23 protein-coding genes are annotated in these 24,835 nt (G+C 58.6%); all 23 read left to right on the top strand.

What is annotated here, in order from left to right; translation table 11 throughout:
- Nucleotides 1-16: 16 nt before the first annotated feature.
- Nucleotides 17-1,144, top strand: coding sequence for a glycine cleavage system aminomethyltransferase GcvT (gene gcvT / locus H9C73_RS11885; protein WP_209288046.1), 1,128 nt, complete (start codon nucleotides 17-19; stop codon nucleotides 1,142-1,144).
- Between the two features lie 45 nt (nucleotides 1,145-1,189).
- The gene (gene lipA, locus H9C73_RS11880; protein ID WP_209288045.1) at nucleotides 1,190-2,152 is read left to right on the top strand and encodes a lipoyl synthase; all 963 of its coding nucleotides are present in this window, start codon (nucleotides 1,190-1,192) and stop codon (nucleotides 2,150-2,152) included.
- On the top strand, nucleotides 2,152-2,733 hold the full coding sequence (locus tag H9C73_RS11875; RefSeq protein WP_209288044.1) for an aminomethyltransferase family protein: 582 nt from the start codon (nucleotides 2,152-2,154) through the stop codon (nucleotides 2,731-2,733). Before lipA ends, H9C73_RS11875 begins: the two co-directional genes overlap by 1 nt.
- A gap of 29 nt (nucleotides 2,734-2,762) precedes the next feature.
- Complete coding sequence (locus tag H9C73_RS11870; RefSeq protein ID WP_209288043.1) at nucleotides 2,763-3,701, top strand: homoserine kinase; 939 nt, start codon at nucleotides 2,763-2,765, stop codon at nucleotides 3,699-3,701.
- A 344-nt stretch (nucleotides 3,702-4,045) separates the two neighbouring features.
- Nucleotides 4,046-4,327 carry an STAS domain-containing protein gene (locus H9C73_RS11865; RefSeq protein WP_209288042.1) on the top strand — a complete coding sequence of 94 codons (282 nt, stop codon included), beginning with the start codon at nucleotides 4,046-4,048 and terminating at the stop codon, nucleotides 4,325-4,327.
- Between the two features lie 9 nt (nucleotides 4,328-4,336).
- Entirely contained in the window at nucleotides 4,337-4,699 is a 363-nt protein-coding gene (locus H9C73_RS11860) for a response regulator (protein WP_209288041.1), read from the top strand.
- A gap of 18 nt (nucleotides 4,700-4,717) precedes the next feature.
- On the top strand, nucleotides 4,718-6,805 hold the full coding sequence (locus tag H9C73_RS11855; RefSeq protein WP_209288040.1) for a chemotaxis protein CheA: 2,088 nt from the start codon (nucleotides 4,718-4,720) through the stop codon (nucleotides 6,803-6,805).
- A gap of 1 nt (nucleotide 6,806) precedes the next feature.
- Nucleotides 6,807-7,313 (top strand): chemotaxis protein CheW, encoded by a 507-nt coding sequence (locus H9C73_RS11850; RefSeq protein WP_209288039.1) that lies wholly within the window; start codon nucleotides 6,807-6,809, stop codon nucleotides 7,311-7,313.
- A gap of 20 nt (nucleotides 7,314-7,333) precedes the next feature.
- On the top strand, nucleotides 7,334-9,670 hold the full coding sequence (locus H9C73_RS16365; protein WP_209288038.1) for a methyl-accepting chemotaxis protein: 2,337 nt from the start codon (nucleotides 7,334-7,336) through the stop codon (nucleotides 9,668-9,670).
- An 11-nt stretch (nucleotides 9,671-9,681) separates the two neighbouring features.
- Complete coding sequence (locus H9C73_RS11840; protein WP_209288037.1) at nucleotides 9,682-10,566, top strand: CheR family methyltransferase; 885 nt, start codon at nucleotides 9,682-9,684, stop codon at nucleotides 10,564-10,566.
- Nucleotides 10,566-11,171 (top strand): chemotaxis protein CheD, encoded by a 606-nt coding sequence (locus H9C73_RS11835; protein WP_209288036.1) that lies wholly within the window; start codon nucleotides 10,566-10,568, stop codon nucleotides 11,169-11,171. The genes H9C73_RS11840 and H9C73_RS11835 overlap by 1 nt, the downstream gene beginning before the upstream one ends.
- A complete protein-coding gene (locus H9C73_RS11830) occupies nucleotides 11,171-12,259 on the top strand; it encodes a protein-glutamate methylesterase/protein-glutamine glutaminase (protein WP_209288035.1) in 1,089 nt (362 codons plus the stop codon). Before H9C73_RS11835 ends, H9C73_RS11830 begins: the two co-directional genes overlap by 1 nt.
- Nucleotides 12,256-13,437, top strand: coding sequence for a methyl-accepting chemotaxis protein (locus H9C73_RS11825; protein WP_209288034.1), 1,182 nt, complete (start codon nucleotides 12,256-12,258; stop codon nucleotides 13,435-13,437). The genes H9C73_RS11830 and H9C73_RS11825 overlap by 4 nt, the downstream gene beginning before the upstream one ends.
- A gap of 15 nt (nucleotides 13,438-13,452) precedes the next feature.
- Complete coding sequence (locus H9C73_RS11820; protein ID WP_209288033.1) at nucleotides 13,453-13,761, top strand: STAS domain-containing protein; 309 nt, start codon at nucleotides 13,453-13,455, stop codon at nucleotides 13,759-13,761.
- A 2-nt stretch (nucleotides 13,762-13,763) separates the two neighbouring features.
- The gene (locus tag H9C73_RS11815; RefSeq protein WP_209288032.1) at nucleotides 13,764-15,470 is read left to right on the top strand and encodes an ATP-binding SpoIIE family protein phosphatase; all 1,707 of its coding nucleotides are present in this window, start codon (nucleotides 13,764-13,766) and stop codon (nucleotides 15,468-15,470) included.
- Nucleotides 15,471-15,589: 119 nt separating this feature from the next.
- Nucleotides 15,590-16,594 (top strand): substrate-binding domain-containing protein, encoded by a 1,005-nt coding sequence (locus H9C73_RS11810; protein WP_328797975.1) that lies wholly within the window; start codon nucleotides 15,590-15,592, stop codon nucleotides 16,592-16,594.
- The gene (locus H9C73_RS11805) at nucleotides 16,591-18,648 is read left to right on the top strand and encodes a putative bifunctional diguanylate cyclase/phosphodiesterase (RefSeq protein ID WP_209288031.1); all 2,058 of its coding nucleotides are present in this window, start codon (nucleotides 16,591-16,593) and stop codon (nucleotides 18,646-18,648) included. Before H9C73_RS11810 ends, H9C73_RS11805 begins: the two co-directional genes overlap by 4 nt.
- Before the next feature lie 463 nt (nucleotides 18,649-19,111).
- Nucleotides 19,112-20,560: a COG3014 family protein gene (locus H9C73_RS11800; RefSeq protein ID WP_209288030.1), complete on the top strand. Its 1,449-nt coding sequence runs from the start codon at nucleotides 19,112-19,114 to the stop codon at nucleotides 20,558-20,560.
- Between the two features lie 20 nt (nucleotides 20,561-20,580).
- On the top strand, nucleotides 20,581-20,997 hold the full coding sequence (locus H9C73_RS11795; RefSeq protein WP_209288029.1) for a DUF1425 domain-containing protein: 417 nt from the start codon (nucleotides 20,581-20,583) through the stop codon (nucleotides 20,995-20,997).
- Nucleotides 20,994-21,611, top strand: coding sequence for a penicillin-binding protein activator LpoB (lpoB, locus tag H9C73_RS11790; protein WP_209288028.1), 618 nt, complete (start codon nucleotides 20,994-20,996; stop codon nucleotides 21,609-21,611). The genes H9C73_RS11795 and lpoB overlap by 4 nt, the downstream gene beginning before the upstream one ends.
- 18 nt (nucleotides 21,612-21,629) lie before the next feature.
- A complete protein-coding gene (locus H9C73_RS11785) occupies nucleotides 21,630-23,048 on the top strand; it encodes a DUF6844 domain-containing protein (RefSeq protein ID WP_209288027.1) in 1,419 nt (472 codons plus the stop codon).
- A gap of 10 nt (nucleotides 23,049-23,058) precedes the next feature.
- On the top strand, nucleotides 23,059-24,252 hold the full coding sequence (locus H9C73_RS11780) for a hypothetical protein (RefSeq protein WP_209288026.1): 1,194 nt from the start codon (nucleotides 23,059-23,061) through the stop codon (nucleotides 24,250-24,252).
- 257 nt (nucleotides 24,253-24,509) lie between these two features.
- Nucleotides 24,510-24,641, top strand: coding sequence for a hypothetical protein (locus tag H9C73_RS16260; RefSeq protein ID WP_268927233.1), 132 nt, complete (start codon nucleotides 24,510-24,512; stop codon nucleotides 24,639-24,641).
- Nucleotides 24,642-24,835 lie beyond the last annotated feature (194 nt).

Raw genomic sequence — 24,835 nt, 5'->3', positions numbered from 1 at the left:
ACATTGAGAGGTTCACATGGCCGATACCCAGGATACGCTGAAGCACACGCCCTTGTTCGACCTGCACGTAGAGCTGGGTGCCCGCATGGTGCCCTTCGCCGGCTACGAAATGCCCGTTCAGTACCCGATGGGCGTCAAGAAGGAGCACCTGCACACCCGTGAGCAGGCCGGTCTGTTTGACGTATCACACATGGGTCAGGTGAAACTGAGCGGCCCCAACGCTGCGGCGGCGCTGGAGAAGCTGGTGCCGGTCGATATTATCGACCTGCCCGTCGGCAAACAGCGTTATGCCCTGTTCACCAACGACAATGGCGGCATCATGGACGACCTGATGGTCACCAACTACGGCGACTGGATCTATGTGGTCGTGAATGCCGCCTGCAAGGAACAGGACATTGCGCACCTGCAGGCCCACCTGGGCGATGATGTCGCACTGGAAGTGATGGACGACCGTGCACTGGTTGCGATTCAGGGCCCTGCAGCGGCTACCGCAGTGTCCCGCCTGGCTCCTGAAGTAGCAGAGATGGTGTTCATGGACTCCCGTGCCATCGTGATCGATGGCGTTGAGTGTCTGGTATCACGCTCCGGCTATACCGGTGAAGACGGTTTTGAGATCTCTATCCCGTCCGCTGAAGCCGACCGCCTGTGCCGCCTGTTCCTTGAACAGCCGGAAATCGAGGCCATTGGTCTGGGCGCACGCGACTCCCTGCGTCTGGAATCCGGCCTCTGCCTGTATGGCCATGACATCGACAACAGCACGACTCCGCTGGAAGGCAGCCTGATCTGGGCCATCTCCAAGTGCCGTCGCGCCGACGGCGAACGTGCCGGCGGTTTCCCGGGTGCCGATCTGATCCTGAGCCAGATCGCCAACAAGGACTGGACCCGCAAGCGCGTTGGCCTGCTGGGTGAAGGCCGTGCACCGGTCCGTGAAGGCACCGAGCTGTTTGATGCCGACGGCAACAAGATCGGCGAAGTCACCAGCGGTACGTTCGGCCCCACCGTTGGCAAGCCGGTTGCCATGGGCTATGTCGCCACCGCCTTCAGCGCGCTCGATACCCAGGTCTATGCCGACGTGCGTGGCAAGAAGCTGCCCATGACCGTCTCCCGCATGCCGTTTATCGAACAGCGCTACTACCGCGGCTGATACACCCGGCAAACGCATAATAAGAATCCACTCGGGAGGTACCTAATGGAGAAGATTCCTTTAACCGAACTCAAGGGCGCATCCAAGATGGCCAAATTGCGCCATCGACCGGACCCCAACCGGGCCCGTTTGCGCAAGCCCGAGTGGATTCGTATCGACCCGCGCAGCAACGGCAACATCCAGAAAGTGAAGAAACAGCTGCGTGAGCTCAAGCTGCATACCGTCTGTGAAGAGGCCTCCTGCCCTAATCTGGCGGAATGCTTCAGCAAGCGCACGGCCACCTTCATGATCATGGGGGCCATCTGCACCCGCCGTTGTCCCTTCTGTGACGTGGCCCATGGTCGCCCCATGGCGCTGGACCCGGATGAGCCGCGCCATGTGGCCGAATCCATCCGCACTCTGAACCTGCGTTATGCGGTCATTACCTCAGTGGACCGGGACGACCTGCGGGACGGTGGCGCCGGCCACTTTGCCGAAGTGGTGCGTGAAGCCCGGGCTCTGAACGACGATCTGACGCTGGAAATTCTGGTGCCTGACTTCCGCAACAAGCTGGACGCTGCCCTTGCGGCACTGGGCACCCAGTTGCCGGATGTACTGAACCACAATCTGGAAACCGTCCCGCGCCTCTACCCTCAGGTGCGCCCGGGAGCCGATTACCACTGGTCATTGAACCTGTTGTACCAGTTCAAGCGGCTTCACCCTGAAGTGGTCACCAAGTCTGGCCTGATGGTGGGTCTGGGTGAGACCCGTGAGGAAATCATCACCGTCATGCAAGACCTGCGCGCCAACGGCGTGGAGATGCTCACCATCGGTCAGTACCTGCAGCCCAGCAAACACCATCTGGCTGTTGAACGTTATGTGACCCCGGAAGAATTTCGGGAATACGAAACCCTTGGCCTTGAGCTGGGGTTCAGCAACGTCGCGAGCGGCCCCATGGTGCGCTCGTCCTATCACGCCGACATGCAGGCCAGTGGCGAAGCCGTTGGCCACTTCGGAGGAGGTGCCTGATGAATCCGAACCCAACCGCCCCCAACCGGCTGAAGCACATCAATCTGGCGATCCAGAGCGGTGCCGCCGGCATCAACTCCGTGATGATGCGCGAGCGTCCCTTTATTGGTGAACTGAACCTGGACATCGACCCGGACAACCTGTCGTTGCTGATCGCCGTGGGCGAAGTCATGGGCGTTGCCCAGCCCCTGACCGTCAGTCGCATCTCCTGTGTCGGCTCCCTGGCCATTCTCTGGCTGGGCCAGAACCGCTGGCTGGTTCTGCCGCCGCCCGGCAGCCAACAGCCGCTGGCCGAGGCCCTGAGCGAAACATTTGGCGACACCCTCTCGCTGGATACCCGTGGCGACCTCCTGCAGGCCCGCTTCGATGCCGCCGCTATCCAGATGCTGCAGGCACAGGATGACGTGGCCGCTGACGAAAGCTTCAGCCGCCTGCAACAGGAGGGGGTTCTGATCCTTCAGCCCTGTGACCAGAGTGAGTATGACCTGCTGGTAAGAGAGCACTGTGCGCAGCGCCTCTGGCAGTGGATGAGTCAGCACTCCGGAGAACAGGCATCCATGCCTCAGGCCGCGAACGGCTGAGGCACAGGCGTTTTCATACGAGATCCACCATGTCCATCTACACGGTCGTAAAGCAGTCTCAGCTTGAGACCTATCTGCAACAGTACGACATCGGCACGCTGCTCAACTTTGAGGGCATCGAAGCTGGTGTCGAAAACACCAATTACTTCGTCACCACGACCCGGGGCGAATATGTACTGACGCTGGTCGAGTCCGCCGATGCCGAGCGGGTGGCGTTCGTGCTGAGCCTGGTATCCCGGCTGGCCGCATCCGGTGTCGCGGTCGCAGAGCCGATTCGCTGCCGCTCGGGCGCCCTGTCCAGTTCACTCAATGGTCGCCCCAGTGTGCTCATGCACCGTCTGCAGGGCCGGCCGCTGGCACAGCCGAACCGCACCCAATGTACCGCCATTGGCAACACTCTGGCACAGGCACACCGGGCAACGTCCGAGCTGCCGCAGGATGCCTATTGCCATATCCACCAGTGGTGCAGCGAACAGGGTGCCCGTGTCATGGCCTACCTGAGCGATGCCGACCGACACCGCCTGCAGGAAGCGTTGCTGGACGCGGGAACGCTGCCCTGGACCAGCCTGCCGCAGGGACCGATCCATGCCGACCTGTTTCCCGACAACGCCCTGTTTGACGGCGACAGCCTGTCCGGACTGATTGATTTCTATCACGCCTGCACGGCCCCCTATTTGTATGATCTGGCGGTCACCCTCAACGCCTGGTGCTACGACGAAGACACCGACCGTTACGATACAGACAGGGCGGCGGCACTGCTGGACGCCTATCAGGCGGTGCGCCCGCTCTCAGGCGAGGAGCAGCGGTGGCTGCTACCGATGCAGCGTGCGGCGGCCCTGCGGTTCTGGCTGTCACGGCTGGTGGACTACTTCTTCGCCCGCGCCGGCGAGCAGGTCACCACCAAGAACCCCGGCGGTAAACGCAGCCTGCTGGACCTGCTCAGATCCACAGCTTCGACCTCCCTCTGACCCTGCCCGGCTCATCCGAGCCGGCAACCTCTCTGTACTTTGCTCAAACACCTCGCGACGCGGCGTTTGCGAAACCCTTGCGGTGCCGCGCTTTTGGCCTGCTTTCTTGTGCCAGGTCAAACCGATGTTTGATCCAGGCCGTTATAGTCGTGCGCCAATTGTCGAACAGGGCCAATTAACAGATGCAAACTGACATTCTTTGTGGTTTTCTAGGGTATAACCCTGATAACACAGGGGGTGTAGCGCCTGAAGCAGACCCTGCTCCAGAGCATGTTACCTAAAAGTTTTAATTGTCATTAATGTCACAAAGTGCTTATATGCATTATATGACCTGAGGGCACTTTATGACCGATACCCGTTTCGAGTTGCCTGAAGCACTCGTTATCCAGAACATCGCCGAATGGAAAGCTCGCTTCTCTGAACAGCTCGCCAACGGACCGCTGCCTCCACTGGAAGGAAGTCAGCTGCGGGATATCGATACCGCCGGGTTACAGCTGTTGCTCGCGCTGGTCATCGAAGCCGACAAGCAGGGAAGCGCTGTACGCTGGGCCAGCGTCTCCGCTGAGCTCAATGAATATGCACAAAGCCTGGGTGTGACCGAGCATTTAAAGCTCGCCCCCGCATGAGGTACTGATATGGCCCACATTCTTGTTGTCGACGACTCCGCCTCCCTGCGCAGCATGGTTGCCTTTACGCTGAAAAAGGAAGGCCACCAGGTCACCGAAGCCTCCAATGGCCAGGAGGCGCTCAACAAGGCCGCCAGCGGCTCGTTCAACCTTGTTCTGACCGACGTAAACATGCCCCAGATGGATGGCGTGACCCTGTGCAGTGAACTGCGCAAGAAGCCGGCGTTCAAGTTCACCCCCATTCTGATGCTGACCACCGAAAGCTCACCCGAGATGAAGCAGCGGGGCAAGGCTGCGGGCGCCACCGGCTGGCTGGTCAAACCCTTCAACCCTGATACCCTGCTCAGTACGATCAAGCGTGTCATTCGCTAACCCCTGCTGGAGCAAGCGATGAGTGTCGATCTGGCCCAGTTCATTCCGGTGTTCCTTGAGGAGAGCTACGAAGGCCTCCAGGTGATGGAAACCGCGTTACTGACGCTGACACCGGGTGACGACGAAACCATCGATGAAGTGTTCCGCGCCGCCCACTCGATCAAGGGCGGGGCCGGCACCTTCGGTTTTACGGCAGTGGCCGAATTTACGCATGAGGCCGAAACCCTGCTGGATGCCATGCGCAACGGCAGTGTCGAGGTGACACCCGAGCGCAACCAACTGCTGCTCAAATCGGCAGATATCATTCGCGACCTGCTGGAGCGCGCGGCCGCCGGCGACCAGAGCACACCACCGGAAGCCGATGCCCTGGCCGAGCAGCTTCATCTGGCCCATGCCTCCCCTGCACAGTCCCCTGCGCCAGCCGTGAACGATACCGATGTACCCGCGGCCGAAGACAGCACCGGCGGCATCTGGACCATCCGGCTGGAGCCGGGGCCTGATCTGCTGATGACCGGTAATGACCCTCTGTTTTTGTTACAAGCGCTGGCTGAACTTGGGCCCGTGAGTACGCAGGCCGATGCGGCCAGCCTGCCGGACTGGTCAGCGCTGGACCCGGAAGCGCTCTACCTGAACTGGACCATTGAGCTGCACAGCGACTGTGACGAAGCCGCCATCCGCGAAGTGTTCGAGTGGGTTGAGGATGACGTGGTGTTGACCATTGAACGTCAGGGGACGGCATCTGCTGCCGGCGATAACAGTGATGAAGCCGCCACTTCCGAAGCCATACCCGCCCCCGACCCCGAATCGAAGCCTGCCACCACGGACACCGGACCGGCTCAGCCGGAAGGGCCGCAAAACCGGGCACGTTCGGCCGTACGCGAGTCCTCCATCCGTGTGGACACCGGTAAGGTGGACTCACTGGTCGACCGCGTGGGCGAACTGGTCATCACTCAGGCCATGCTGCTGGAAGTCAGCCAGGCACTGGCCGAGCTTGAACACCCTGCTGTCGAAGCACTGCAGGAAGGACTGCTGCAGCTGGAGCGCAACACCCGCGAACTGCAGGAAGACGTGATGCGCATCCGCATGCTGCCCATCAGCTCGGTATTCAACCGCTTTCCACGCCTGGTACACGATGTCAGCCAACAGCTGGGCAAGCAGGTTGAACTGCACCTTGAAGGGGCTCATACCGAGTTGGACAAGACCGTACTGGAGAAGATCGGCGACCCACTGGTACATCTGGTCCGCAACGGTCTTGATCATGGGCTGGAACCACCTGAAGAGCGTGAAGCTGCCGGCAAGTCCGCCAGTGGCAATATCTGGCTCAGCGCCTGCCAGCAGGGCGGCAATATCCTGATCGAGATTCGTGATGACGGTCGCGGCTTGAACCGGGAACGCATTCTGGCCAAGGCGATGGAGCGCGGCCTGGTCGAGCCTGCCGCCCAATTAACGGATCAGGCCATTGACGAGCTGATCTTCATGCCGGGCTTCTCCACCGCCGAGCAGGTCAGCGACCTGTCCGGCCGTGGCGTCGGCATGGATGTGGTCAGGCGCAATATCGAATCACTGGGGGGCCATATCGACGTCCTGTCCAGCCCCGGCACCGGCTCCTGTTTCACCATCCGTCTGCCCCTGACACTGGCGATCATGGATGGCCAGCTGGTCCGCCTCAACCAGGATCCGTATGTGATTCCGTTGATCAGCATTGTGGAAACCCTGCAGACCACGCCTGAAATGCTGGTATCACTGGCAGGCAACCGCTGTCTGCTGCACTTCCGGGATGAATACCTGCCCCTGATCAAGCTGGCCAGCAGCTTCGGACTCACCTCGGAGCAGGTGCTTGAGCCCGGCGGCATTGTGGTCGTAGTCGAGAGCGGTGGGCAGAAGGCAGGTCTGGTCGTCGATGAGCTCATGGGCCAGCAACAGACCGTTATCAAGAGTCTGGAGAAGAATTACCGCCGCGTACCGGGCCTCTCCGGAGCCACCATCCTGGGTGACGGCAGCGTTGCCCTGATTCTGGATATCGCCGGGCTGATCAACCGCAATGTCGACCCTGATGCCGCCCTGATTGCGCGACAGAGAAATGAACAACACGAGGTACAGGCCTGAGATGGCATACGAACAGAACACTGGCGAGCAGCTGCTCAGCGGTGAGCAGTACCTGAGCTTTATGCTGGACGATGAAGAGTACGCGGTGGATATCCTGCGTGTGCAGGAAGTGCGTGGCTGGACACCGGTGACCCGGCTGCCGGCCAGCCCCGAGTACATCAAGGGCGTTCTCAATCTGCGCGGCGCCATCGTCCCGGTGATCGACCTGCGTGAGCGGTTCGGCTTTGAGCCACGCCCCTACGGCCCCACAACCGTTGTCGTGGTCGTCAAGGCGTTGCAGGAGGATGAAGAGCGCATTATCGGGCTGGTGGTGGATGCCGTTGCCGAGACCTACCACATCCAGCCGGAGGAGATCCGTCCCGCACCACGGCTGGAGACCTCGATTCGACCGGACTTCATCGCCGGGCTGGCAACACTGAACGAACGCATGATCGTCATGCTGGATCTGGACCATCTGCTGAGTGCGGATGAACTGGCTCTGGAACAGCTGACGCCTGAAGACGAATAAACGACAAAGAGTAGACGACCATGAAAAAGAACCTGCCGGTGACAGACAACGAAGTCAAACTCAGGGATGGTCAGGAGTTGGTCACCATCACCGACCTCAAGGGCATTATTACCTACACCAACCCTGCCTTTGTCGAAGTCAGTGGCTTCAGCCGCCAGGAATTGCTGGGCGCCAATCACAACATCGTGCGGCATCCCGACATGCCGCCGGCGGCCTTCAAGGATCTCTGGGATCACCTGGACGCCGGCCGCCCCTGGTCACGTCTGGTGAAGAACCGCTGCAAGAACGGTGACTACTACTGGGTACGTGCCAACGTCACCCCGATCTACCGTGACGGCGAGGTAGTGGAGTACATGTCCGTGCGCGTGCGCCCGGAACAGGACGAAATCGATGCAGCCGAGGCACTCTACCGCAAGCTCAACAAGAACGAGCGCAGCCTGCCGCCAGTCAGCTCTATCCCGGAGCGCAACCTCGAAGCCGCCATGACCCGCACCACCACGCTGGCCATAGTCGCCGCGACACTGGTGGCGCTGGCCCTCTGGTTTGCACCGGTGAATCCGGCTCTGGTGGCCCTGGGGCCCGCACTGGGCATGCTGATGCTGATGTTGGGCAACAGCAGGACGCTGAAAGAGCTGGCACTGAAGCCAATGCAGGAGTCCATTGATCGCATGCGCCGAGTGGCCGAAGGCGATTACTACCAGGACATTCCCTTTGACCTGCCGGGCGAGGGCGGTGAACTGCTGCGCATGACCAAAAGCCTGGCGATCAAGCTCGGGTTTGACGTGAATGATGCACGCCTGCGCCAGCGCCGTGCCCAGCGCATCAAGGTGGCGCTGGATAACGTCTCCTCCAACGTCATGGTGGCATCCAACGAGGGTGAGATCATCTACCTGAACGACTCGGTACTGGACATGATGCGCAACGCTCAGGACGACCTGCGTCAGGAGCTGCCGGAGTTCAATGCGGAGCAGCTGATGGGTGCCAACATCGATGTGTTCCACAAAAACCCCGAGCACCAGCGCCGCCTGCTGGCCTCCCTTGAAGACAGCTTCAAGAGCCGTATCCGCGTGGGTGGCCGCAGCTTTGACCTGGTTGCCAACCCGGTGGTGGATGACAACAACAACCGTCTGGGCACCGTCGTCGAGTGGCAGGATATTACCGAGCAGCTGCGTGCCGAGCACGAGATCGAACAGCTGATTCACAACGCAACGGAAGGCCAGCTGGACAAGCGTCTGGATACCGAAGGCTATGCCGGTTTCACCCGCACCGTTGCCAATGGTGTGAATGCGCTGCTGGATACGGTGGTTGAACCCCTTCGCGACATCAAGCGCGTGCTTTCGGCCCTGTCCGAGGGCGACCTGACCCAGCAGATGCAGGGTGATTACAAGGGCGAATTTGCCGAGCTGAACAACTCCCTGACCCGCTCTCTGGGCCGGCTGGAGAACATGGTCACCGAAATCCGTCGTGCGGGCTCCAGCATTGCCGTGGGTGCCTCCGAAATCGCCACCGGCAACACCACGCTGAGCGAGCGGACAGAGTCTCAGGCTGCCAGCCTGGAAGAAACCGCGGCCAGCATGGAACAGATGACCAGCACGGTGAAACAGAACGCCGATAACGCCCAGCAGGCCAGCCGTTTGGCAGAAGAAGCCCGTACGCTGGCCGAACAGGGGGGGGATATCTCCACCAGAGTGGTGGCGTCCATGGGCGCGATCAGCACCAGCTCCAACAAGATCTCCGAGATTATCGGCGTCATCGACGAAATTGCCTTCCAGACCAACCTGCTGGCCCTGAATGCGGCCGTGGAAGCGGCACGTGCCGGGGAGCAGGGACGTGGCTTCGCGGTCGTGGCCTCAGAAGTGCGCAATCTGGCACAACGCAGCGCCGGTGCAGCCAAGGAGATCAAGGAGCTGATCAGTGACAGTGTCAGCAAGGTGGATGAAGGGGCCCGCTACGTTGATGAGTCCGGCGAAGCCCTGAAACGGATTATGGATTCCATCAATCAGGTCTCCGACATCATTGGCCAGATCGCCAAAGCCGGCATCGAGCAGGCGCAGGGTATCGACCAGGTCAACACGGCCGTGTCCAGCATGGATGCGGGCACTCAGCAGAATGCGGCACTGGTGGAAGAAGTGGCGGCGGCCTCAGCCTCCATGGAGGAGCAGGCCAGCCAACTGCAGCGTCTGGTGAACGCCTTCCGCGTCAACAGCACCGCTCAGGCCCAGACCGAGGCATCAGACCATGCCCCCGTCAGCCGCATTCGTGATCTGGCAGCACAGACGCAGGCACCTGAAGCCCAGCAGCGCAAGCTGGGTGTCATGACGGCAGGCAGCAGCCAGGACGACTGGGAAGAGTTCTAGAGGGCAACCGCGTGCATACCGCCTCCGATCCTTCATCCGACTCCCTGGCCGCGGCTCTGGCCGGCCAGGGACGCAGCCGCGAGTTTCCCTACACCCGCAAGGATTTCGAGTGGGTCAGACGCGCACTGCACCAGCATGCCGGAATCGAGCTGGCCGAGCACAAGAAGGACATGGTGTATAACCGGCTGGTCGGGCGTTTGCGCGCCCTCTCGCTGAAGGACTTTGAAGCCTACGCACGGCGTGTGGAGAGTGATCCCGTAGAGTTTGGCGAATTTATCAACGCCATGACCACCAACCTGACCGCGTTCTTCCGCGAGCAGCACCACTTTGATTTCCTCGGCGGTGAGTACCTGAATCAGTGCCGTGCCCGGGGCCAGCGTCGGTTACGGATCTGGTCGGCCGGCTGCTCGATGGGAGAGGAACCCTACTCCATCGCCATGACCCTGATAGACGCTCTGGGTCCGGAGCTGCCAGAGTGGGATATCCGTATTCTGGCGTCAGATATCGACTCACGTGTGCTGCAAACAGCCCAAGCCGGTGTATACAGCCTGGAGCGCATTTCCAAGCTGGATAAGGCGCAGCTCAGTCGGCACTTTCTGCGCGGGACCGGTCATAATACCGGTCGGGTGAGGATCAAGCCCGGTGTTCAGGCACTGGTTCAGTTTCGTCAGATCAACCTGATGGAACCTCTGCCGGTGAAGGGACCTGTGGACCTGATTTTCTGCCGTAACGTGATGATCTATTTCAACAACACGTCACAGGCCATCCTGCTGGAGCGGTTTGCTGACGTGCTGGATGAGCAGGGTATTCTGATCGTTGGGCACTCTGAATCCCCCTACCGGCTGACACACCGGCTGCGCCTGAGTGGCAACACCATCTACCGGAAGGTGGTCTGATGATAACTGTCCATGCCCCTCGCCCCTTTGTCGGCTTTGAGCACTTCGTGCCGGTCTGGCAGGAGCGGTGGCAGCGCTTCATGGTCAAGGTGAAGCCCGGCGAGTTCTATGTGGCACCGCCCAGCATGGCCATTACGACCGTGCTGGGGTCCTGCATCTCGGCCTGCATCCGGGACCCGGAGCTGGGTATTGGCGGCATCAATCACTTCATGCTGCCGGAAGAGGGCGAAAACAGTGAACGTCTCAGCAGCGCCAGCTATGGAGCCTTTGCCATGGAGCAGCTGATCAACAGCCTGCTGAAGCTCGGCTGCCGGCGCGACACGCTCGAGATCAAGCTGGCCGGCGGTGCCAACATGTTCAACAGCGGCTATCGCGTGGGAGACCTCAACGTTCAGTTCATACACGACTACCTGGCCCAGGAAGGCTTTCGGATCTTCGCGGAGGATGTGGGCGGGGAACAGGCCCGGCGCCTGATCTACCTTCCCGACCAGGGACGCATGCTGATCAAGCGGATGGACAAGGTTGCCAGTGTAATCAGTGAAGAGAAGGCCTATCGCGCGCAAACACGCGAGCAGTCGGCTCACCAGGATGTGGAGCTGTTTTGATGACGATGCTGGATACACGCCCGATACGCGTACTGATCGTGGACGACTCACTGGTGGTACGCGAAGTGGTCACCGAGCTGCTTGACCGACAGGCGGGCATTGAGGTCGTGGGCACGGCAGCAGACCCCTACGAGGCCCGCGAGCTGATCAAGTCTCTCAGGCCTGACGTCCTGACACTGGACGTGGAGATGCCGCGCATGGATGGCGTCACCTTCCTGCGCAACCTGATGCGACTCCACCCCCTGCCGGTGGTCATGCTGTCGTCACTCACACACGAGGGTGCAGAGGTCACACTGGATGCACTTGAAGCCGGTGCCGTTGATTTCATTGCCAAACCCGGCAGCGAGAGCTCTGACCGCACGCTGGAACACTTTACCCAGGTGTTACGGCAGAAAGTGGTCACGGCCGCTGGCCTGACCCGCCAACTGGCCACGCGGGCTCGACAGCGACCGGCGTCTACGAGCGTCACACCGCGGGTCCCGGCCGGCAACCCCGCTTTCGATTTCAGCCAGAACCTGATCGCAATCGGGGCATCCACCGGCGGCACCGAAGCGCTGCGTGACCTGCTGCAGGTACTGCCGGCCAAGCTGCCGCCCATTATCGTTACCCAGCATATTCCGGCCGGATTCAGCGCCCGTTTTGCCAAACGGCTGGACGGCTGTTGCCAGTTGCAGGTCAAGGAAGCCCAGCAGGGCGAGCCTCTGCTGCCAGGCCATGTCTACATCACCCCCGGCGGGCGTCACCTGCTGCCAATCAGGATGGCGGGAGAGTTTCGCGCCCAGGTGGATGACGGAGCGCCCGTGAACCGTCACAAACCCTCGGTCGAGGTCATGTTCAATGCCCTGGCAGAGCTGGATACCCGGCGCAGTGCGCTGGTCATGTTGACCGGAATGGGTGAAGACGGCGCCCAGGCCATGACAGGGTGCCACGACAGAGGCCTGCTGACGATTGCTCAGGACCAGGCCAGCAGCCTTGTCTGGGGCATGCCCGGCGCCGTCGTCAAACGCGGCGGCGCCGACAGGGTCTTACCACTGAACCGCATTGCATCAGCACTGCTTGAACACTGCTACCTCGGGAGCGCTCAATGAAACCGATACACCTCAAGGCCAGTCTTCTGCTTCTGCTGTTGCTGGTCACTGCCCTGGCGGAATGGATGAACTGGAGTGACTGGGTTCGCTGGTCTTCACTGGGATTGATGGCCGCCGTGGCGGTGTCGTTACTGTTCTGGCGACCACCAGCCGAATCCAGCGAGGAAGCGCCTGCGGGCTCTGCACAGCAGGAAGAGCTGCAGGGCATGATTGCCGATATCGAACAAACCCTGCGCCAGGAAGCCACGCAGCTGGAAACGGAGCGCAGCCGACTGGAAACCCTGATTCAGGATGCCGTACAGACCCTCAGCGGCAGCTTCATGAACCTGAACGACCTGTCAACGCGACAGGTCACGCTGGTCGGAGATGTACTGTCTCGTTCACAGGATTCTGAAACAGACGAGCACGGGGAGCATCACTCGGTACAGGCCTTTATGCAGGATGCCGAGCGTACGCTGGACCAGTTTGTTTCCGTGATGGTGGATGTCAGCCGCAACAGCCTGGAGATCGTGCACCGTATCGATGACATGATGGAGCAGCTGGAAGGCATTTTCACCCTGATCGAGAGTGTTGAGGGGATCGCCGAACAAACCAATTTGCTTGCTCTGAACGCCAGCATCGAAGCTGCCCGCGCGGGCGAGGCCGGGCGCGGGTTCGCGGTTGTCGCCGATGAAGTACGTAATCTTTCACGCAACTCATCCGAGCTTAACCAACAGATCCGCAGTCATATTCAGGGCGCCAAGACCACAATCGACAAGCTGCGCAGCTCTGTTTCCGGCATGGCGTCCAACGACATGAGCGGCACGATCGGCACCAAGGAACGCATGACATCGATGATGCAACGAATGGCGGAGGTCAACCTGCAGTTGAATGACGGCATGAATGAAATGTCGGATATCGGTCAGACCCTGGCCAGTGCCATCGAGGATGCCGTCCGTTCGCTGCAGTTCGAGGATATGTGTACTCAGGTACTGCAATCGTTGCAGCATAACACCGGTGCCCTGACGGAACTGGCCGATCAGGCCCGCCAATTGAGCCACTCCCGCACACTTGAACCTGAAGCGTTGCAGGCATTCAGCGCAGCCTGTCGTGGGCTGCAACAACGTTCTCGTGACAACGATTCCCGCCGTGCCGTCTCCCAGAGCAGCATGGATGAAGGGGATATCGAGTTATTCTGATACAGGACACTGCACATGGGCATCACGCGCAAAATCGACACCGAACGCAAAACCGTCACCCTCATGCTGGAAGGCCAGTTCGACTTCTCACTGCACCAGCCGTTTCGCGACAGCTATCGCGACCTGGAGACGGGCGGCCACACCTATCGCCTCGATATGAGCCGTACCAGCTACATGGACAGCTCGGCTCTGGGCATGATTCTGCTGCTCAAGGAGCACGCGGATAAACAGGGCAGCCGGGTGGTGCTGGTATCCCCTTCCGCTGCGGTCGACAAGATCCTGACCATCGCCAATTTCCATAAGCTGCTGCCGGTCGAGAAGTAACCATGTTAGCCACGGAGACACACCGGGAAACCTATTCATTGTCGCATGTGCTGATTGTGGATGACTTCGATGCCAACCGCACACTGCTGGCACGTCTGGCCCAGCAGATGGGTCTGTCACCCATTACAGCCAGCGGCGGCGAGGAAGCGCTGGAGCTCTTTCTGACCCACCGCCCGGGCCTGGTGATTACGGATCTCTGTATGCAGGACATGGATGGCATCGAGCTGACACGGCGTGTGAAAGCCGCCGCAGGTGAGCACTTCATTCCCGTGATTCTGGCCACGTCATCCAGTGAAGACAATCTGATCGAAGAGAGCCTCGGAGTCGGCTGGGACTCATTTATCCGCCGCCCGTTCTCTCTTTCGCTGATGAAGGGCAAGATCAACTCCATGTTGCGCTTCGCCCGCATGCACCACAAGACAATGCAGCTGATGGCCGCCAGAGAGCAGGAAGAACAGTTGGCCGAGCAGCTGTTCAGTCGTGCCGTCGAGCAGGCCAATGTAAAGGATCACCGCCTTCATTTGTACAAACAGCCCGCCGCGACCTTCAGCGGCGATGTGGTGCTCAGTGCCCGCCGTCTGGATGGCGAGCTGTTCTTTCTTTTGGGTGACTTTACCGGCCACGGCCTGACCACGGCAGTGGGCGCACTGCCGCTGTCCGAGACCTTCCGCGCCATGGTCAACAAGGGCTATGACTCCCGGCAGATTCTGGAGCAGATCAACCTGAAGCTGCGCAGGCTGCTGCCGGTCAACATGTTTCTGGCACTGGCCATGGTATCGGTCTCAGCCGATGGCCGGATCGCCACTATCTGGAATCTGGGTCTACCCGACGTGCTGCTGCAGCGTCGGGATGGACGTATCGAGCCGATTCCTTCTGAAAACCCTCCACTGGGGATTCTCAATAGCCTGGGACTGACGGCCTTCAATACCACGCTGTCTGAGGGTGACCGACTGCTGATGTACAGTGACGGGGTCATCGAAGCCCGTGGAGAAGGTGAAGAGCTGTTTGGCGACCAGCGTCTGCTGGACTGCTTTTGCAACACCCCTGAAACCGGACTGATCGAATGCCTGAAACATTCGCTTGAGCAGTTCACGCAGGGACGAACCCAGTCCGACGATATCTCCATGATCGAGTTTCATGCCGGGCCGGCGGAAACGAGTTCACCCGCAACTTTCAGCCCCCAAGCCCCCTCCAATGCCGAGGTCCTGTCCGGCGCCTGGCGCTGGAGCCTGGAGCTGAAGGGGCCGGATCTGGCTAATAACAACCCTGTTGCTCAGGCGATGAGCCACCTACTGGAGACCGAGGGCCGTGACAGCTGCTGGGATCCCGTCTTCACCATTTTGACAGAGCTGTACGTGAACGCGCTTGATCATGGTGTACTGGGACTGAAATCCAGCCTGAAACATTCAGCCGAAGGCTTCATGGAATATTTTCAGCAGCGGGAAAAACGCCTGAGCAACCTCAACACGGGCAGCATTCAGGTCAGCCTGCAGCTCACGCGCATGTCTCAAGGGCGCCGCCGACTGGACATTCGCATTATCGACAGCGGACCGGGATTTAACGTGAACGAAGTCATGCAAAGGCAGGCGCAGGGAGATGACGAGTCGCGGCTGATGGGTCGGGGCATCACACTGGTTTCGTCCCTGTGTACCAGTCTGGAGTATTTCGATCGGGGAACCAGTGTTCACGTTGTCTTTGAAACGGCCTGATCCACGAACGAACGGGCCCGTTGCCCGTATTTCAGTATCCGCTTAATTTGAGATATCCTTGCAGAAAAAACGGTTTCAGGGGCTTCCCCTGACCAAACGACCAACCAGGGAGGGCGCTTGTGATCAAACGCCTTGCACACGCCAGTCGGCTGTTGCCGATATTCATCCTGCTTGCCTGCCTGGGTTGGCCGCGTCTTTTACTGGCCGAATCACCTGAGCCCCCCGACATCAAAGGCACAATCGCCTATATCAACCCCGACAGCGCCATCCCTTTCTGGGACATCATGGCCCGAGGCATCAAGCACCAGGCCTCCATGCATGGCTACGCAGTCCAGGTATACAGTGCCAATAACAGCGCCCGCCAGGAGCTGGAGCAGCTGTCCAGGATCATTCAGCAGGAAACGGATGGCCTGGTGATCTCACCGACCACCTCCTCCGCTGGCGCCACTCTGATCAAGCTGGCCTCAGCAGCCGATCTGCCCGTTGTGGTATCGGATATCGGCGCTGACTCCGACCGATATGTCAGCTTTATCGCATCGGACAATTTCCAGGGCGCTCACGCACTGGGCAAAGTGCTGGCTCAGGCGCTCAAGGCGCGCAACTGGGAAGACGGACAAGTCGGTATCGTTGCCATCCCGCAAAGCCGACAGAACGGTCGGGCCCGCACAGCCGGCTTTGTTCAGGCACTTGAGAAAGCCGGTATACAGGCCGGAGGCATGCGCCAGCTGGTCGACTTTTCCTATACCGAAACCTACACCTTTTGCCGCGAGCTCTTTGATGCGGAGCCCAACCTGCGTGCGCTTTGGCTACAAACCTCCGATGAATACCAGGCTGCACTGGATGCGATCCGCGATGCCGGTCTGCAGGACCAGATTCTACTGGTCGCGTTTGATGCCGAACCCGAATTCATAGACCTGATAGCCAATGGCAAGCTGATCAGTTCTGCCATGCAGCAGCCCTTCCTGATGGGCGAAAAAGCGGCCCAGAACCTGATTCAGCACCTTCAGGGCAAGCCTGTACCCAAGGAAAGTCGTCTGCCCGTGCTGGTCATTTCCAACCAGAACCTGGAACAGAGCCTGCCGCTGATTCAACGTAATGTTCTGGGACAAGAGGTTATGCCATGAAGCGGTCGGCACCTTCACTTTATATCGTTCTGATCAGTCTGGTACTGCCCGCGATTGTTGTCACCGTGTCTCTCAGTGCCACCTACCTTTTTTACGAAGCCAAAGAGGGTATTCAACGCGACATCAGCCAGGATGCAGAACGCGGTTTGAAATCCCTCAACAACAACATCCAGGGCCTGATGGAGTCCTACGCCGTTAACGAGTATGAAAAAATACTGGCTAACGAAATCACCCTGCACAAGCACTGCGCCCTGTTGGTAGACGACTTCAATCTGGGGACGATCCTCGGCAGATCCTATACCACCGGCTACATCCGCACCCCGTCCGGCAACATCGACGAGTATGATGCCGAGAATCCGGAGAGCCGCTCGCATCTTGGCAACTGTATGGATGTGCACGAGGCCGATATCATCAGCACTCAGGGCGAAACCATCGGCAGCATCCGCCTCTATACCTCGGATGAACGGCTGCAGGCCGAACTTCAGGACACTATTCGGCGCTCTCTGCTCAGCACTCTGATGATCTGTGTGCTGATGGCTGTATTGCTGCTGATACTGACACGACGGTTCGTGATCAATCCGCTGGAACACATCATGCAGGCCATTGACCGAACTGACCGTATGGGTATTCCGACAGATGCCGTGCCGGAGCGAGGGCCGAGCGAGCTGCGCAAGCTGGCCCACAGCATGAACAGCATGATCACCTCCATACGGCTGTCTCAGCGTGACCTGCAACTGCAAAAAGACACCGTTAACCATATGGCCCACCATGACGCTCTCACGGGCCTGGCCAACCGCACGCTCTTTAATGATCGCCTTGAAAGCGGCATCGCCCGTGCTCAGCGGCATGATTACAAACTGGCCCTGCTGGTGATCGACCTGGACCATTTCAAGAACATTAATGACTCGCTGGGGCACAATACGGGCGACCGTGTGCTGACCAGCATTACGGCACGCCTGTCGCAACTGATCCGCACCGATGACACTCTGGCACGACTGGGGGGCGATGAGTTCACCATCATCCTCGAAGGTCTTAAAGATCCTGACGAAGCCAGCTTCCTGGCCCGTCGCGTGCTGCAGTCGATCAGTCGCCCACTGGAGATTGATGGCCACCCGCTGTATATCAACAGCAGCATCGGGATCAGCCTCTACCCCGATTACGGCACGACCGCTGCCGACCTGCTGATGCAGGCGGATGCGGCGATGAACCAGGCCAAGCACGAAGGCCGAAACGGCTTCAGACTGTTCAACAGCAGCCTGACACAGAATGCACATGAACGGCTGACACTTGAGTCTCGGTTACGTCAGGCCTTGCAGGCCGATGAGCTTGAGCCCTTTTTCCAGCCCCAGATCAACACCAGTACTGGAGAGATCGAGGGTTTCGAGGCCCTCGCGCGCTGGATAACCCCGGAAGACGGACTCATCTCGCCGGGGCGCTTTATCCCGCTGGCCGAGAACAGCGGTCTGATCGAAACGCTCGACCTGCAGATCATGCGCAAGGCCATGAAGCACTTTGTCCATTGGCGCAAGCAGGGCCTGCAGCCCGGTATTCTGTCCGTCAACCTGAACGTGCGGCATTTTCAGAACCCCCACCTGCTGCAGGTCCTGGATCACATGATTGCGGATACCGGTTTCAGGCATCAGTGGCTGGAAGTGGAAGTGACCGAAACCCAGCTCATGTCCAAGCCCGAGCAGGCCATACAGGTATTATCGAAGCTGCATGAAGCAGGCATTCGCATTGCGCTGGACGACTTCGGCACAGGCTACTCGTCACTCTCCTATCTGAAACGCCTGCCCATCACCAAACTGAAGATCGATCAGTCCTTCGTACGCGACCTCCCGGGTGACCAGGAAGACGCCTCCATTGTGAAGGCGGTCATTGCACTGGCCAAAAGCCTGGGGCTGGAAGTGCTGGCGGAAGGCACCGAAACCGAAGCACAGATCAACTTCCTGGCTCAGAATCAATGTGACCGAGTGCAGGGCTACTTCTATGCCCGCCCCATGCCGGCAGGTGAGGCGCTCGATTACCTGACGCCCGACCAGGCCCGGGCCTGACTTCAGCTTGCCCACAGGGGGCAACGCGACCCTCTGTGAATACTTTTTCAGACGCTCTATAAAGATCATAAAGGCTGTGCATAAAGCCCTGTTGAAACAATCCCCAACATCATGGCACAGGTATGTGCGCAACCTTGGGAAAACTTCGTAATACCTTGCCGTAAGCGCCGTGATTATCGGCCTTTCAATACTTGATCATTCTCTATCCACTGGGCGTGGATATTCAGATTATTCACAACTTTTCACCATCCATGGCGATTTAATCCTGACGAGCGGTCTGGTCCTACCGGCAGGAACAAGCTGTGCATATCTTTTCCCGTTCTAACTATCCACACCGTCAGTGGTTGTGATCTGTGGCAAAGCTGCGACTCTTTATCTATTCCAAGTCTCACAACTTGCTGCTAGATTGACCACCAAAGCGCATGAACGCGCAAAAAAGGTTTCAGGGAAACAAGGAGTCACAATGAGAAACCTCCGCACCGGTGTCCAAACACTGTCACTGGTGTTTGGCCTTGGGCTGCTTGCCGGCTGCCAAACACTGTCCAATCAGCAAAATCTGAATAACTTTAACCAGCACATCGCGCAGGGTAACTATCAGGCAGCCGCCGACTTTGCCCTAAAGGCCGGTGATATCAAACCGGACGGCAGCAGCGAGGACCTGCTCTGGTCACTTCAGGCTGGTTCCGCGTTAAGCGCGGCCGGTGAGTTGGACCTCAGTACACGCGTGTTTGATCATGCCGAAAGCATGATGAAGCAGGAAGATACCGAAAACCTGGGACGCAAAGGGCTGGAAAAAGTGACAGCGGCTCTGGTCAACAACAACCTCAACCGTTACAGCCCCACCGTGTATGACGGTGTCATGGTTAACACCTACAAGGCGCTGAACAACATCTTTCTGCAGGATATGCAGAATGCCCGCATCGAGTTCAACCGTGCAGCGGACCGCCAGCGGCGTGCTGAAGAAACCTTTAAGGCTCGGATCGAAGCTCAGAAAGAAAAACTGGCCGAAACACGCAGCCAGGCCGAAGCAGAAAAGGCCCAGACCTCCCAGCTGCAATTCAACAAGAGCGAGCAGGCCTCACGCGAGGTGATTGAAGAAGCCTACCCGGAGCTCGACCAGTGGCGCGCATACCCGGATTTTGTAAACCCCTATACCGACTATCTGCACGGGCTCTATTTCATGCTGGCCAGTGTAGATAGCAGTGATTATGGCAAGGCACGTGAATCCTTGCGCCGTGTGAAAGGGATGGTGCCCAGTAACAAGGCAGTAGCAACAGACCACATGGTGATCAACAAGCTGCGCACCGGTTCCTGGCGAAAACACAAGCTCAACCCTGCCGTATGGGTCATTTTCGAAAACGGCGAAGCACCTGCCGTGGAAGAAACCCTGATTCCGCTGCCCCTCTTTCTACTGAATGATCAGGTTGAATACTCACAGATCGCACTGCCCAAACTGAAAAGCCGCAATCGTGCCTATCCCCACCTTGAGCTGCGGGCAAACGGAAAAGCGCTCGGCAAAACCCAGCTGCTGGCCAGCATGGACAGGGTTATTCAAACCGAATTCAAAAAAGAGTTTCCGCTGAAGGTGACCGAAGCCATCGCCAGCACACTGACCAAGGCTTTTATCCAGTACCAGGCGAAGAAGGAAATGGGACTGGCCGGAAGCCTGCTGGCGGGTGTGTATCAGGCAGCTACCACGCGTGCGGATATGCGCAGCTGGAGTAGCCTGCCCAAGGAAGTACAGGTCGCCCGTGTGCGCAAGCCCGCGAGCGGCAGTATCGAGTTAAAGGCTCCCGGGCTGGATACGCCACTGAAGATTGCCTTGCCCGATACCCGCTTTACGGTCATTCACGTACGGGCCACCACCCCCGGCAGTACACCGGTTTACCAGGTAACAGGGTTTGATGCCTGATATTTGCAGGGAGTCGCATCATGTACAAAACCGCCGCCGTGGCTATGGCCACCGTGCTGACGCTGCTTGGCTGCCAAACCCGGCCACAGCAGGATGAACTTTATCCACAACTCCTGATAGGCCCCAAAGCACAAGGCTATCTGCAGATAGAAGGTGTTCAGCAAGGGGTTGCTTCCAGTGACCTCCTGAGAGCAGGGGTCCGCCTGTATAACCGCAGCCGGACCGAGCAGATTCTGCGATACCGCTTCAGCTGGTTTGACGCCCAGGGCTTCGAACTCAAAGGGCTTGCCGCACGTTGGGAACGACAAGTACTGCGTCCCAACGAGCCCGTCACACTGGACCGCGTTGCACCCGGCCCGAATGCTGTCAGCTACCGGATTCAGCTTTTTGATCTTCAATCCCCCACCGCAAGCACAACACAAGGAATCGATGGATGAGTACCTCCAAGACACTGATCAAGGCACTGGCCCTGACTGCTGCCTTTGGCATCGCGGCCGGCTGTACCCCCAAAACTCAGCTGCTGACCCCGGGTGCCGCTGATGAGCCCGTAACGATGGGCCTGAGTGGCAGCGACTTTGCCCAGGCTGCGTCTGATGCAGTTCAGTCCATGTTGGCCTCGGGCGCTGTCGATCGCAATGACGGTAAAAAGCATGTCATGGTAGTTTCCACCGTATTGAATGACACCATGCAACGCATCGATACCGACCAGTTGGTGAAAAAGATCCGCGTTGACCTGCTCCGCAGTGGCAAGGTTCTCACCACGACTGCCATCGGCCTCAATGGTGCTGAAGACAAAATGACCCAGGCCTACGCCGAGCTGAGTCAGTCACGCAAGATCGATCGCTCTTCACTGGTACGCCAGCGCCTGACGGCCCCCAACATGAGCCTGTCCGGCAAGATTATCCAGCGTAACAACCGGGTCGACTCCGACAAGCAACTGGTCGAATACTACTTCCAGCTCACCCTGACGGATCTGGCCAACGGGCTGGCCGTTTGGGAAGGCGAAACGCCGATCCGAAAGCTTGGCAGCGCCAAGGGAACCTCCTGGTAAGGTAAAGGAATACAGACTATGAACAACCTGTTTAAGCAGGCGGCACTCGCACTCGCGATCAGTGGACTGGCCCTGCAAGCACATGCTCAAGGCGCTTCAGCCGCTGATAGTTCAACCTCAGTACAGACATCTCAGGCAACGCCTGTCGACGAAGCGGTTGCAGAGGCCGCCGAACCAGCACCTGTCGACCCCGGCATGAAGCTGATAGAACAGATCGATGCCTGGAAATATGGTGCCGGTGCGGCATTGGCAGAGCGCGCCGATAACGGTGATATTTTCATGGCTGAAGGTATCGCCTTCGTAAAAGTCACTCCGGAAGCAAACGACTGGGCCGATCACCGCCTGATGGCTTACAAGGAAGCACTGATGAACGCCCAGGCTCAGTTTATCGAGTTTGAGGGCATCAGTACCCGCGCTGAAACACTGAGCAAGTTCTTTGACGACAAAAGCCAGATGCCAAGCTTTTCACCGGAGGAGCTGCAGAGCTCCAGCAAGCTGGAGGAGGTACTCAACAAGGCAATCGCTCTGGCCGGTGGCAAGCTGGATGAGCAGCTCAACGAGCTTGGCATCAACCCCGATGAGTTCAACGCTGCCCCGCCTGAAAAAAGGGCGCGCCTGTTTGAGAACTCCATCAGTGAGCAGGTGTCGACTCGTGCACGCGCCAGCCTGACGGGCCTGATGCCAGTCAAAACCTTTGAAGCCAACGACGCTCAGGGGCGGCATGCCATCGCTGTCGTTGTCGTAGCATCCGACAAAATGCGTCAGTTTGTGTATGACATGAAACAGAGCAAGGGCGACCTCGCTCCCAACCCCAGAAAAGCCGGCGGCCCATCCCTCCGCGAGCGTTTCAGCAGCAATAAGTCAGCTCTGATCCACGAGTTCGGCATTCGCAAGATGTATGACAAGAATGGATACCCGGTGCTGGTGTCTTTTGGTCAGGCAGGCACCGGGTACAACGGATCGGATTTCAATCGCCAAATGAATGCACGCAAGGGTGCCTTCATGCATGCCAAGGCCGATGCCTACGCCAACTTCGCCTACCTGCTGAACGCCGTGGGTAACGCAGAATCCACCACCCGCAAGAGCAGCATGAATGTCACGGACGGTGTCGTACGCGCAGAACAGGATGGCGTCATGGAGTCGGAGGAGACACGCACCGAGATGGTCAAGGCGATCAATAACGAGATCTCGGCCCGTGGCAGTATCTCTGACCTGCCAGGCACACGCCAGTTGCTGCGCTGGACTGCAAAGCACCCCCAGCACGGTAATGAAATCAACGGCGTAGTGTATGTCTGGCACCCGGTTTCGGAACAGAACGCTCGTGATATGCGCAACTTCAAGCCCAAGCGAAACGAGCAGGCTCAGACCCGCAAAGCCTCCACCGGAACCGCCGAAACCCGTCAGAGCCGAGACCTGATGTCCGCTGACGACTTCTGAGGATGGAATCATGCGATCAGTACTGAAAACTCTACTGGCGCTGACCGCCCTGACCTGGACCTGCTTCAGTTACGCTACTGAACAGGTCGTGGATGCGGTGGGCTACGGCAACAACCGTAATCAGGCGATCAGCGATGCACTGGTGCAAGGTCTGAGGCAGGCAACCGGGGTCAGTATCGACAGCCGCGAGGTCATGCGAACGCTTTCCGGGCGAACCAGTGTCAGCACCGACGAGGGCGACAGCTTTGCAACCTCCTTTGAAGTTGCCCAGCGCGGTGACCTCAGCCTGAAAACCAAGGGGCTGGTCTCACGTTACGACGTACACTCCGTTGATCAGGAATCGGATGGCAGCTATCGCGCCGATGTGAGCGTGCACGTGTTGAAGTATGAAAAGCCCGGCTTGCCTGCAGACAGCCGCCGAACATTGGCGGTCATGCCGTTTCACAGCGATAAGCGCAGCTTTTCATTGCTGGGCGATGTCACCCCCGCCGAACGGGTAGAGTCGGAACTGCGCAACCGCATACTCGACCAGTTTACCCAGTCACGCCGCATGAATGTGTTGGACCGTGAGTTTGGTGCCGAATTTCAGGCCGAAAAAGCATTATGGCTCAGCGATGATGCGGCACTGGCCGAAAAAGCCAAGACCGGCAATGTAATGGGGGCAGACTACATTGTGGTCGGCAATATCCGCAGTATGCGCAGCACGCGCCATGTGAAAACCCTTCAGCTGACCGGAGAAACCCTTGTCAGTTACAGCGGCAGCGCGCAGCTTGATTATAAGATCATTCTGGCCGCAACACGGCAGGTCAAGTGGTCCGACTCAATCAACCTGAAACTCGGTGACGGGGATATCCGTCAGATGCTGAAAAAATATGGCTCTTCACAATCCGGTATCACTTCGGCTCTGGCCGAACAGCTGGCTCAGAAAGCACTGGCCAACATCTATCCAATGCGCGTGGTAGCCGTGAAAGGCAAAACGGTCGTACTGAACCAGGGCGGCAAGACGCTGAAGAAAGGCGACCGGCTGGATGTCTATTTTCTGGGCGAGGAGATGTTTGACCCCTACACCCGTGAGTCACTGGGTCGACTTGAAGAGAAGATCGCTGTCGTGAAAGTAGTGCGGGTCGGTGCCAAAACCACCTATGCCAAGGTCATTGAAGGTGATGCTGAATTGATCGACACCGATTTTATCGTACGCCGCTGAGACGGCCCTGCGCGAAATACCAAGGTGGCTGCGGCCACCTTTTTTATTTCAGCCCTGCTGTCATTTTTGACGCAAACCTACACCATCGTATGACATTCACGTCAGTCACACTTGGCCCGAATACCTGTTCAGGTCGGCTGCAAACCGCGTAACCATTTGTTTCAAAGACGTTTTGACGGTATGGCATTGTGCTTGCCTTGTACTGATCAGAGGCAGTGTTCAGAACTGCCAACGCATAAGCTGACGAGGATACGACGATGAGCCATGCACACGAAGATCAGGATTATGAAGTAATTGGACTGGTGCCCTCAATCGCGATGGTGCTGGGAGGACTGATAGTGGCAATATTGCCCGCGCTGATGCAGGTGTACCTGCTGATCTCCGGTTAACCCGGTATTGATCAACAATAGAAGCGACAGCCCTGACAGACCCTGTTGGGGCTTTTCTGGGTAAAAACTGACTAGTGAGTAAGCTGAGTAAGCTGTAAAGAAAACTTAAAGGGGGGATGGTGCAGATGGGGAGACTCGAACTCCCACGCCCGTGAAGGCACTAGCACCTGAAGCTAGCGTGTCTACCAATTCCA

The organism is Marinobacterium alkalitolerans (assembly GCF_017776525.1).
Lineage (GTDB): Bacteria > Pseudomonadota > Gammaproteobacteria > Pseudomonadales > Balneatricaceae > Marinobacterium > Marinobacterium alkalitolerans.
Note: the sequence above shows the minus strand (reverse complement) of the source record. Positions and strands in the feature narration are given on the sequence as shown.